10 protein-coding genes are annotated in these 12,046 nt (G+C 60.4%); all 10 read right to left on the reverse strand.

The features are described 5' to 3' along the window. Positions 1-39: 39 nt before the first annotated feature. Positions 40-2,427, reverse strand: a complete 2,388-nt coding sequence (locus LGH82_RS15575) for a polysaccharide biosynthesis tyrosine autokinase (RefSeq protein WP_227349302.1) — start codon at positions 2,425-2,427, stop codon at positions 40-42. Positions 2,428-2,585: 158 nt separating this feature from the next. Further along, positions 2,586-3,482, reverse strand: coding sequence for a UTP--glucose-1-phosphate uridylyltransferase (locus LGH82_RS15580; RefSeq protein ID WP_227349303.1), 897 nt, complete (start codon positions 3,480-3,482; stop codon positions 2,586-2,588). A 74-nt stretch (positions 3,483-3,556) separates the two neighbouring features. Next, on the reverse strand, positions 3,557-4,507 hold the full coding sequence (locus LGH82_RS15585; protein WP_227349304.1) for a glycosyltransferase family 2 protein: 951 nt from the start codon (positions 4,505-4,507) through the stop codon (positions 3,557-3,559). Then, positions 4,497-5,447, reverse strand: coding sequence for a glycosyltransferase (locus LGH82_RS15590; protein WP_227349305.1), 951 nt, complete (start codon positions 5,445-5,447; stop codon positions 4,497-4,499). Before LGH82_RS15590 ends, LGH82_RS15585 begins: the two co-directional genes overlap by 11 nt. Beyond that, positions 5,447-6,442 carry a glycosyltransferase family 2 protein gene (locus tag LGH82_RS15595; protein WP_227349306.1) on the reverse strand — a complete coding sequence of 332 codons (996 nt, stop codon included), beginning with the start codon at positions 6,440-6,442 and terminating at the stop codon, positions 5,447-5,449. Before LGH82_RS15595 ends, LGH82_RS15590 begins: the two co-directional genes overlap by 1 nt. A gap of 26 nt (positions 6,443-6,468) precedes the next feature. Beyond that, complete coding sequence (locus LGH82_RS15600) at positions 6,469-7,641, reverse strand: glycosyl transferase family 1 (RefSeq protein ID WP_227349307.1); 1,173 nt, start codon at positions 7,639-7,641, stop codon at positions 6,469-6,471. 297 nt (positions 7,642-7,938) lie between these two features. After that, the gene (locus tag LGH82_RS15605) at positions 7,939-8,862 is read right to left on the reverse strand and encodes a glycosyltransferase family 8 protein (protein WP_227349308.1); all 924 of its coding nucleotides are present in this window, start codon (positions 8,860-8,862) and stop codon (positions 7,939-7,941) included. A gap of 54 nt (positions 8,863-8,916) precedes the next feature. Next, positions 8,917-9,852 (reverse strand): beta-1,6-N-acetylglucosaminyltransferase, encoded by a 936-nt coding sequence (locus LGH82_RS15610; RefSeq protein WP_227349309.1) that lies wholly within the window; start codon positions 9,850-9,852, stop codon positions 8,917-8,919. 77 nt (positions 9,853-9,929) lie between these two features. Beyond that, the gene (locus LGH82_RS15615) at positions 9,930-10,790 is read right to left on the reverse strand and encodes a glycosyltransferase family 2 protein (RefSeq protein ID WP_227349310.1); all 861 of its coding nucleotides are present in this window, start codon (positions 10,788-10,790) and stop codon (positions 9,930-9,932) included. Beyond that, a complete protein-coding gene (locus LGH82_RS15620) occupies positions 10,787-11,848 on the reverse strand; it encodes a polysaccharide pyruvyl transferase family protein (RefSeq protein WP_227349311.1) in 1,062 nt (353 codons plus the stop codon). Before LGH82_RS15620 ends, LGH82_RS15615 begins: the two co-directional genes overlap by 4 nt. Positions 11,849-12,046 lie beyond the last annotated feature (198 nt).

Here is a 12,046-nt window from a genome sequence, read left to right on the forward strand (position 1 = left end):
GCCGATGACCTCGGGAATCGATCCCCGAGGTCATGCGATTCAGACATTTTCCTTCGCCCGCACGTCTGACTTTTCCAGATAGTAGGACGAATATTTGTCGAAGAATTTTTCGGAACCACCCATCGCGCCATATTTGGCCAGCTTCTTCAAATCGACCTTGTTCAGGACGGCGCCAACGATCTTGTTGGCGATATAGGGTTCCGACCTCAGCATCGACTGCACCATGTTGCGCGGTGTGCGCCCCCACTCGGTGACGAGCACAAAGCCGTCGACAAGCGGGGCAAAGGCCTTGGCGTCGACCACAGGGCCGAGCGGTGGCAGGTCGACGACAATGTATTCGAATGTCTCCTTGGCGTTGTCGATGAAACGCCGCATTCCCGCCGAAGAGAGAAGCTCGCTGGTATGCGAGAAATGACCGCGCGCAACGGCCGGGATGATCGCCAGCTTGGTCTGCCGGTCGATCTTGCCGACGGACTGCCAGGTCTGCCCGTTCACGACCGCTTCCATCAGGCCTTGCTCTGCCTCCATGCCAAGGCCGCGGCTGAGACCGGGGTTGCGCAGATCGCCATCGATGAGCAGCGTCTTCGATCCGTTGGCGGCAAGCAGCCCCGCCAGGTTCGCCGCGACTGTCGACTTTCCTTCACCAGGCAGCACCGAGATCACGCCTATGACCCGGCTGCCATGTCCTTCCATCACCACATCGAAGGCGATCTTGGCGCTGCGCAGCGTCTCGGAGAACATCGACGCCGGGGCATCGACACTCACCCGCATTCGCGCACGCCTTTCGACGGCGGACGGTGATTTCGCGGCCTTCAGATCAGGTTCGCCGTCGCCCGGCTTTTCGTCCTTGCGAATCTTGCCGCCGATCATCGGCAGATAGCCGAGGAATTTCAGGCCGACGCGATCGCGAATGTCCTCGCCGGTCCTGAAAAAGCGCTCGTTGAACTCGTTCAGGCCGCCGAAGCCCGCGCCCATCAGCACGCCAAGCACGAGTGAAAGCCCGAGCACTACGATCGTGCGTGGGCTTGACGCGCCCTGGGGCATCGAAGCGTCCGATATTATCCGGATCTTGCCGACCGGGAAGGACCGCTGCTGGGCGGCTTCCTCGTAGCGGCCGAGGAACGTCTGATAGAGCGTGCTGAGTGCCGTCGCCTGCTGATCCAGCTCACGCAGCTTGACCTGCGTCTGGTTGTCGAGGGAACTCTGGCCGGCGGCCGAGGCGACATTTGCCCTGAGCGCCGTCTCACGCGCCAGGGCGACTTCGTACTCGTTGCGATAGCTCTCGGTCAGTTGCTTCAACTCGCCGAAGATCTGCGTGGATATGTCGGCCTTCTCCTTGGTGAGCGCTACGGCCTGTGGATGCTGGGAACCAAAATTGGCTTCCACGTCCTGCAGCCGCTTGGCAACCGCGAGATAGCGCGTCTTGAGCCCCGCGATGACCGAGCTGCTCGGCTGGTCCGCGGAAATCGCGGCATCCTTGAAGGCGTTGTCCGAACCGCTGTCCACGATCGACTTGTATTGCTGATAGCGGGCGCTGGCGCGGGCGGTGTCGGCCTGTGCGGCGATAAGCTGGGCGTTGATGTCGGACAATTGCTTGTCGCTCATCAGCTGGCCGTCGCTGTTGGCGGCCAATCCATGCTCGGCCCTGAACTTTTCAACCGCGAGTGACGCGGCTTGAGAACTCTCGCGGAGTTCCGTCAGCCTGCCTTGCAGCCATACCGCCGCGCGCTCGGTGGCGTCGAAAGTGGCATCGAGCTGATCAGCAAGATAGGCGTCGGCGTAAGCCTTGGTGATCGCGGTTGCCAACGCCGGATCCGTCGACTGATAGCCGATGGCGATCACGTAGCTTCGCCCGGTGCGCTCGGCCCGCACCTCGTTCTGCAGCTTGAGGATGGCGTAGTCGCGTCGAGATGAAGCAATCAGCGCATCGCGTGTGGCCGGGTCGAGCTTGGTGATGTCGCCTACCCCAGCGACGGGAGAGCTGGGGTGCACGTACTGGATCAGGCGGCGCACAAAGCCCATGCCCTTCGCCAAAGCTGACACAGGAGGGTTCATGAACGTATCGTTCTGATCGAGCTTCAGCTTGTCGACGACCACGGCCGCGAGCCGCGTCGAGGTCAGGATTTCAATCTGGCTCAGGATGGCGGAGTCGGTCTGCATGGTGACCGACGCCGCCGATATGTCATCGACGATCTTGTTCAGTCCCTCGTCGATCAGCACGCTGCTGAAAGACGCGTATTTGGGTGGTGTGGTCTGCAGATAGAGCACCCCCAGAAAAAGACCGATGATGGCACATACGGCAACCACCTTCGCCTGACGCGCGGCCATGCCAAGCAGGCGCTCGATGTCGATGAAGTCTTCGCCGTCTCCCGCATCTGAATTCGGCAACGGCATCCTCTTGTCGAGAGGAAAGTTGGCATAGTTCATCTTCGGTCCAATTCTAGGTTGCAGGCGCTAGGCCTCGAAGATCGGGGGCAAGGTTTGCAACGCAAACTTCATGCCAGCCCGGGCTATTTCTGAGCGACCAAACGCAAAGGCGTTTCCTGAGCCACCGGCCTCGTGAGAATGCATCCAAAAAATGGGCATTATGCGGCTTCCTCGCGGCGTTCATGCGACCGGACAAACTCCTGGAGCATCTCGAAAATAGGCCCCTTCATGTCGTCGCGCGCCAGCGCGAAGGCGACATTGGCCTGGATGAACCCTTCCTTCGAGCCGCAGTCGAACATGCGGCCATTGAAGGGCCGGGCGAAGAAAGCCTGGCTCCTGCCGAGACGAACCATGGCGTCGGTCAGCTGGATTTCGTTGCCGGCGCCGCGCTGCTGATTGCCCAGCAGGGCGAAGATCTCGGGCTGCAGTATATAGCGGCCGTTGATGTAATAGTTGGACGGCGCATCGGCCGGAGCCGGCTTCTCGACCATGGCCGTCACCTCGAAGCCAGTGCCGACATCCGCGCCGCGGCCGACGATGCCGTATTTGCTGGTTTCGTTTGGATCGCAACGTTCGACAGCGATGACGTTGCCGCCGGTCTCGGCATAGAGATCGGTGATTTCGGCCAGGCATCCACGCCCGCCGAACGATACCATGTCCGGCAACAGCAATGCGAAGGGCTCGTCGCCGATGACCTCGCGCGCGCACCATACGGCGTGGCCGAGGCCCTGCGGCGACTGCTGGCGAATGAAACTCGTGGCGCCGGCTACGGGAAGCAGGCTTTCCAGCGACTCCAGCTGGGCCTTCTTGCCGGTCTGCTCCAGGGTTCCGATCAATTCAGGGTGCAGGTCGAAATAGTCCTCGATGACCGCCTTGTTGCGGCCGGTCACGAAAACGATGTGCTCGATGCCGGCTTCGAACGCTTCGTCCACCGCATACTGCACGACGGGCCTGTCGACGACGGGGAGCATTTCCTTCGGCATGGACTTGGTCGCCGGCAAGAACCGCGTTCCGAGCCCCGCCACCGGAATAACTGCCTTCCTGATTTTCTTCATCGTAAATTCCTTCTGAGGAGATCAATTTCAACGTATCGCGGGCCATGAAGAAGCATTTTCATGTGCCCACCCCCTTACCTCCCCGCGCCGACGGCAAATTGCGCCGCCACCCTGCGCAACCGGACAGCGATCGGCATGCTCATATGCCTGACCGCCGCCGGATCACTGAGCGCGGTCCGGATCGCCTTGAGCGGAGACCGCGCCTTGATGTGTTGAACCATTGAAAGGTACGACGCCGCCTTGCGCAGGCTGCGGCCGCGCCGCGCGAATGCGGCCTTGGCCTCGGCGTCCATGAAATGGGTCGCTGCGAAGGCGGCATCCGCCTTGCGCATCGCCTCGACATGATGGATTTCAAGCACGTGGGAAATCGAGCCGGTGCGGATGTGATAGATGTAGCCGGTCTCCGGCTCGACCACGCACTGCCCGCCCTTGGCGAGCGCTTCGGCCAGCAGGATGTAGTCTTCGCCGATGATCAAATTTTCATCATAGCGAAGCCGGTTTTCGTTCAGAAACCGGCGCAGGAAGATCGGCTTGAGATAACCGAGGTTGAACTTGGATTCGAAAACCACATTGCCGGCGATATAGCTGGCCAGCGAAATCTCTTTCAGGCCTTGCAGGTAACCGGCCGGAAACATCGTGGCATCCGGAGTACCATGCTCGCTGATGACCTGGATATTGTCGACGGCGACCTGGGCGCCGGCTTTTTCCGCACGTGCGATCATGGCACGCATGCGCTCGGGATAGACAGCGTCGTCGGAATCGAGGACCGCGATCCATCTGCCACTGGCGGCGTCGAGGCCGGCATTCCTGGCGCCGCCAGGACCACGGTTCTGGGCGAGCGCGATGACCCGCACGACGTCGCTCGGATAGGATTTCGCCACGTCGAGCGTCATATCGCTGGATTGGTCGTCGACAATGATGATCTCGACGCTGACGCCCTTCTGGGCCATTGCGCTCGCAACAGCCCGGTCGAGCGTCCGTTCGGCATTGTATGCCGCGATGACAAAGCTGACGTCAGGCTGCACGATTGCCTCCTTCCCGTGGCGAGGGCTGGCCATAAAGGCGCAGTTCACGAACGCCGACGAGACCGCTGACGACACCGATATGCATGATGCCGCGCAGCACGCTGCGGTTCCTGCGAACAGGGCTAATCGCGACCGGTATAGCCGAGGCGAAACAATAGGCCGCCTTTGCCGAGGCAAGGCCGACCTCCTTGACCAGGGCAAGGCCTCTCGCATCGCGCCCCAGGAGATGCCCATGTGTCTGGCCGACGCGAAAGCGGCGGCGGCCAAGCCAGTCGAATGCGGCTCTCGAACGCGGCACCACCTCGTCCACCCAGGCCTCCGGCGCGAAGGCGATCCAGCCGCCGGCCTTGACCATCTGATCGAAGAACTCGGTGTCCTCGCCGCCGGTCTGGCCACGCGCCAGGCTGAAACGGCGGCCGCGAAGGCTTTCATCCCCCATGCGAAGCAGGACATTGCAGGTGTAGCCGGTGCGGATCTCGCCACCGACCCAGACCGGCAAGGTCGAGTGGAAATCGCCGTTGCGCATCCAGCGGGGTGCATCGGGTCGATAAAGGGCCCGCACCGGGCCGAGCACGACGGTGGCGCCATCGGCTTCGGCCGCGGCTACAAGTTCGACGAGCCATTGTGACGACGCCGTCTCATCATCGTCGATGAAGGCGACAAAATCCGATGTGCTGGCATCGAGGCAGGCGTTGCGGGCGATCGAGATATTGCGTGCCGGGGCATGCCGGTAGGCGATCGGAAGCTTCAATTCCTTCGCCAGTTCCGTCACCAGCGGCTCCGCCGTTGGCGTGTCGTCATTGTCGGCGACGATGACGCGGACATCGAATCGCCCGGGCATGTCCATCTCGGCGATGGAGCGAAGCGTGTCGGCCAGTTCCGGCCGCCGGAACGTGCAGACGCAGATATCGATGCTGCGAGGGTTGGCTACCGCTTCCATCACGCCACCCCGCGCCGCGACCCAAGGCCGACAAGCTGCAGCCAGAAGCCGACCGACCAGCCAAAATGCATGACCATCGCCGAAACACCGGCAAGCGCGATGTTCGGATTACGCTGGCGGATGGCGGTCAGGACGCCGTAGCCAAGGCACACCGACGCCCACAGCAGGAGCGGCAGGGCGGCCACCCAATGCACGAAGGAGAAAGCCGCCAGCAGCACCACCGGAAACACCAGAAGCGGCACCATCTGCCGGACTTTCGGGATCACGCGGTGCTTGAGGACATTCCTGGCGCGGCCACGGCCATAGCCGAGATACTGGAAATAGAGGCCCTTCAGGGAGGAGCGTGGATAATAGACCATCTGTGTCTTGCCGCTCATCCAAATCCTGTACCCGGCCTGGCGCAGGCGATAATCAAGCTCGGCATCCTCGTTGTGGCTGAACGTCTCGTCATAGCCGTCCACTGCCGTGAAAGCCGCTATGCGCATCAGCGCGTGGTGACCGTGATCGATCCACTCTCCGCCGGAGAGGTGCCGATGCCTGGAGCCGCCGGTGCCGAGCTTCGAGTTCTGCGCCGCCGCCGCCGCTCTCTGGACAGCGCCGCTGCCGCTGGTCAGCATTGAAACGACCACGGAGTCCGCGCCGGTGGCCAGCGCCTCCTCGACCAGCCGATCGCAGTAATCCTGGGGATAGCCGCCATGCGCGTCGATGCGGATGAGATATTCCGCGCGTGTCCCGAACGTCGCCACGGCGAGATTGATGGCCGCGCTCTGGATGCGCTTTTCGTTGTGGAGCAGGACGACCTTCGGATCCTCGCCGGCAATCTCCTGCACAATCGCCAGCGTGCCATCCGTGCTGCCGCCATCGGCAACCACGATGCTGGCGCCAAGCCTTGCCGCCGCTGGCTGAAGCTGCCGAAGCAACGCACCGATATGGGCCGCTTCGTTGAGGCACGGGACAACGATCAGGCTGGATGGAAGCGTTTCGGTTTGCGTCATCAGCCCATGTCCATCCTTGACCACGCTCAAGCCAGCGCTTCGGCAATGAGAGGCTCCGGCTTGGTAGCCAGTCCTCGGAGTTTCTCGACGAGCGCCTGGCAATCATTGCGATCGTGGCTCCACGTGCGCGGATTGCGGGCCAGAACACGCCCCCTCAGTTTCCCGAAGCGGTGCTCGTCCATTTTTCCAACGGCCGCCTCGAGCGCTTCGGGCGTGGCCTGGGACAGCAAAACGCCGATGTCCTGCTGCTTCAAGAATCGCCCTGTTTCGGTGTTGCCCATCGAGATCGGCACGGCGTCGAAGCGGCAGCCTTCATAGAGGCGATTGGGGAGCAGCCATTGGGAGTTCTGCCCATCCTCGAAGAAATCGATCGCCCAGGAGAAATGAACCTCCCGGTAGATCGCGGCCATGTCCTCGGGATTGCGATACGGTCCGCGAAACGAGAGCCACGGCTCGGCTTCGACGAAGGCGTGGAAATCCGGAAATTCGGAAAGTGCCGGGCGGCCCCTCAGGATGATTTCGAAACGTCCCTCGAGCCGGCGGGAGAATTCGGCCAGGAGTTCAAGCGAACGGCGGCAGCGCAGCGCGCCGAACCAGCCGATCCGCCACGGCGGAGCGACAGGATTTTCCGCCGCCACGGGATCATCCGGCGAAACAGCCGAGGCTTCGAAATACTTGTTCTCAAGCAGTTCGACAGGGGCGGCGACCTGGCCGAACGGCGTGAAATAATTGGCTATGAAGGCAGGTGAACTGGTCACAAGGAGTTTTACGTCCCGGGCCAGGTAACGTTCCGTGCCACGCAACGCCTTGCCCAGAAAATCGTCGCGAAGCACGAGCCGATGAATGTCGAGGCACTCGTAGACGATCGGCACCGTTGCCTGGAACGCGGATTTGGCGCGCCGGGCCAACGCCAGCATTTCAAGGTTGCGCGCGATGATGAGGTCGGGCCTGGGCATGTTCCCAAGTTTCGAGCCGATCGAAACCGCCGCCTTGGCGACTGCGGCCATGCGCTGGCCGAATCGGCCGTCGCGCGTGGCGCCAAGGTCGATCGGTCGCAGTCCCTCGACATCCGAAACAGGATTGGCTGTGCGACGGAAGCCCGCGAGCGTGACCCGGGCCCCACCTGCCCTGAGCATTATGATCCGCCGGCGCACTGCCGGGTCGGAAACATCGTGCACGAGGTACAAGACATGCAGCATATAAACTCGACCGCTGTTGGCCCACCCACGGGGATGCTAGTACAGCTCTTGCTGCATCGCAACATTTTTGGTGCAGTGTAGCAAAAATCGCCATGATGGCTCGATCAAGTCGACGACCGGCAATCGGGAGAACCCCGCGCCCCGAGTTGATTTCGTAAATTGATTCAGATGCTTGAGAGTCCACCAGCGCTTTCCGCAACGCGCCTTACGCCATCGGGCACCGCAAGATCATCAATTTATCCACAGCGCATATTGCACTGCAACATAAAATTGAGCTGATCGAGGCCAGATGGCGCCCTACGGATTGGTCGGGCCACGAGCCAGATGCGGCTTTTTGAACAGGTACTTAAGCCACATCTTGATTATGTCTCGGTACTTGATGTTGCCTTTCCGCATGACATCCCCGGCAAATCCCGACCGGAGCAGATACTTCCAATAGAGCCAGGCAAACGGATGCCACTCTCCGGCCTTCCACGGCTTAACGCTTTCCGTGAAATGGATGATCTTCGGCACCGTATGACGGTCCTTCGACATGGAGCGCCACGCAGCGAGATCATCGTACATGAATTCCCTCTGGAAATTCCAGGTCGCATCCACCTGCTTCCACTTGCCCCACAAAACGACATTCAGCGCGTCCTGATCGGCATATTCAAACTTCGATTGATCCTCCAGCAACAGATTCAATGCGCGCTTCAGAGTTCCATCGATGCGAGTGCGAGGCATATCAAATACCATCACGCCCGCGTTGAAATACTGACCGGGAAGGTCCAGACCGTGCTTCCCGGCAAACTCTCCGACATCCACGCCAGGATCAGGAACCGCCGCACAAACACAGTCGCCCAAATCAGACTGCCACAGCTCTTTCAAGCTGCCGGTCACAACCATATCGATATCGAGGTATATGAGACGAGATATGGATTCATCCAGAACCTCGTCCATGATCAAGCGCAGATATGTCGCGCGGCTTATCTGCAAAAGAGGAGGTAATGTCAGTGCGGCGTGACCAACAATCGAGTACCAACGAACCTCCATTCTTCCCAACTCGGACGACACCTGCTTTTGCAGATCGCCACTGATGGAATCATGGATGATGTGCACCTTGAAACTGTCGTCATTGGCGGAGTTTGCCTCGACAGACTTCAACAACGTCACCAGATGCGGCGCATAGTTTGTGTCGGAAACACATACGATGTCGATATTGTTATCAACAAAAGACTTCATCATAACTCCTTGACCTAAAACAACCCGCTCTCAATCCTTGCGTCCTGGAAAATGTCAGCCAGGCGTGCCCGGCAGAGGTTCCATGGGAAGGACACGCGTCGTTCTGTAGTGATCCAACCGCTTTCGGATCGGGTCATCGTCACCGTTCAACTTGCGAACGAAAAGTGCGGCGCGCGCGCTCCGCCCACCGGTTGCCAGATGAAAGTCCGGCGCGGTCACGACATCAACGAGGCTGTCGTCGACGACGGTAGGTCCGCTGCTGCCAGGGAACCATTGTGCATAGGTTGATGAGCCGGCGACGTGGGAGGCACGGGGGCCTGCCATGACGGCGGTGTGAAAGAACGTTTCGTCGGAACAGACGCTGTGCGACAGCAGCCGGACGATGGATTTGTTCGTCCGCGTGAAGGTGAAGATGCCTTCGACCGCTTCCCGTGTCAGAATCCAATATGCGCTGCCGCGAAAGAAGGACACGGGGCCGGCAATGGCGCGAACATCTCGGTCAGGCAGGCGGGAGAGGATGTGGGCGTTCACCTCGCGGATGATCCGTCCCCGCAGGCCGGCGCCGCGCCAGCCGCCTTCCAACTGATATTTGAGCATACGCTGCCACGGCATGCTGTCGGGCCCTTCCACCACCGGTTCTGCGTCGATGAACTCCCGATCCTGCGCGGCCAGATAGCCCGCAATGGCGTCCACCGTGGCGATTGGATAATCGCTGCCGCTCAGCAACGCGAAATGGGTGAAAGGAAGCCGATCTCGCAGGGCGTGCCGCATGAGCGCCAAGGTGGCGCTCACTTGCGAAAAGCCGCCCCAATGCACGCCTTTCCGCTCCTCGATCAGAATGGCCCCAGCATGGGCGCATTCCTGGAACTGACTGATATCGGACTTGGCATCGACATGAATGAATGTGCGGGCGTGCGATGATCGAAGACTTTTCACAAGCGCCAGCGCCTGTCTGGGATTGTCGTGAGCAAGGACTAGAAACGCAATCATGCAAGAATCTCCAACGTCTCTGGCTATTGACCCCCCAAGATGCCCTTTCGATTTGCCGGGACTGCACAGCAATTCTGTCAGAAATATCTCGATTTCGCGTTTGGTTGCTTGAAGTTCGCCTTGGTCATGGCCCAGGCAAAGCCAAAATGCATCCTGGCCTTGTCTGGCCGACGGCGCAGAGTGGCCAGGACACCGCGTAGAAAGCGCATGATGATCCTGTCCGGCAGAAGCAGCCGCCGGTTGACGAAATATCCAATCGCCAACTCCTCCCGCAGGAGCTTGGTCTCGCTCCATGTCTGTGCGTTATGATTGGGATTGTTGTAGCCGACATCCCTGGTGTCGATGCGCAACATCGCGCGACGGTGGGACGCGAAATAGTACCTTGTCCATTCCTGATCCTCGGCGGAAAAGACCTCCTCGCGAAAGGGACGCTCTCGCAGCAATTGCGTGGGGATCATGGCCATGGTGTTGGACAGGCCATTCTTGCCGTCGAAGTTGCGGCGGGTCATGACATGGTGGCACTCGTGCGGTGCATCCCGGTGTGGCGGATGCCTCCAGTAGACAATTTCCATGCCGCCATTCAGCGCCGCTTCCCACCCTTTCGCTATCAGGTCAGGCGCATGAATGAGCATGTGGCTGCTGATGATCAGCGTGAGAGGCTGGTCGTTGGCCGCGACACCGAGATTGATCGCCTTCGAGAAATTGAACTCCTCGGCGGGGTATGTCACGACATCCGCACCGAGTTCTTCAAATTGGCTGGATATCGCCGGATCGCGCGACGAATCCACGATGATCAATCGCTCGGGGGGCACGCTTTGCCTTCGCAGCGCTTCCATCACCTCGACCAGGAGCGGCGTGCATTGATATGCGCGGATCACCGCCGCGTAGCGCGGCGAAGGAGTAGGCTCCTGATCCGGCATTTCAACGACCTGGCTCATTTCGGCGGCATCACGGCTTGGACAGCATGGACCATGTCGGAGGGATCATCGGCCAGCCGGCAGATGGGCGCTGCATGTGTCCATGTGTCGTAGAAGGCGGCGGCCTTGGCGTCGAATGACCTGAAAACGACGTTCGGGATGTCGAGAAGCGTGCTCAGGATATGTGCATGCAGTCGATCGGTGACCACAATGCGCCCGCGGCTCAACAGATCGATACCCACCCTCAGCCGAGCTTCCGCGTAGCGTCGGCGCGCGGTAAACGCCAGGGGCGCCAGCAACGGATAGGCAATCGGAAACTTGCGTGTGAGTTTGGAATACAATCGGTCCCACAAACGCGCTGCGGTCCTGGGATCATCCATCCAGTCTCCCGCCTCCGCGGAAAGCCCCATCTGGTTCAACTGCTTCTTGATGCCTTCATGCGGCGCCACCGCTTCCTTGTCGGTGCGCAACAGGCAGAACGCATCCAAGGTCGCGGGCTTGCGCACGATCCGGTCCATGGCGAATGCCATGTCCGGACAGAGCGCTACATGGCAATCGAAATTCGCGCGGGCAAAGGCTTCACTTTTTGTGTCACGAGCCAGCAAAGTGAAATCGGAGTGCGCGGCGATGGCCTCGCGCGTCTCCTGCAACGCCGCCGATGAGTCGAAATGGATGCTTTGGGCCAGCTGGATGGTCGGCCGATTGGGGAAGCACCGCAGGATCTTCAGACGAAACTGATGGTGATGGGGCCATATGTCGCCGAAATTGCCGCCGCCATGCATCAGCAGCACGGATGCGCGTTCGATGTGTCGATCAGAAGATGGGCTGTAGGTGCTCCAGTCGTGGAATCCCACGTGGCTGCCGGGAAGCTCGCGCTTGAAAAAATCCAATTCACCCAACAGGATAGCGCAGTCGCCGACGTTAGGATGATCGGGTGGGTCGATAAGGTGGATGCGCTCGCCGCGCCCGGAGATCAGCGGCAGCAAAACCTCCTTGATCCGGTCTCGCAAGGCAATTCGAAGGTCTTCGGTCGTCCGGCTCTCTCGCGGCGTGTCGTCCCGCCATTCCTGTTGCATCATCAGGAGTCGATCCTTTTTGTCCGTCGCCCTTCGCCATCTTGCCCCATTGACCGCAGTGCACAATAGCTGAATCCGTTTTTATGCTGCACTGCGGCATAAATGCTTGCACCCCGAGGCCGTGGAGAATAAAAACGGTCGCACCGGACATTGATCGAGCATCGATCGCGGGCGGGATGTGTCGGTTCTGAGTGCACTGGA

The organism is Mesorhizobium sp. PAMC28654 (assembly GCF_020616515.1).
GTDB lineage: Bacteria > Pseudomonadota > Alphaproteobacteria > Rhizobiales > Rhizobiaceae > Mesorhizobium.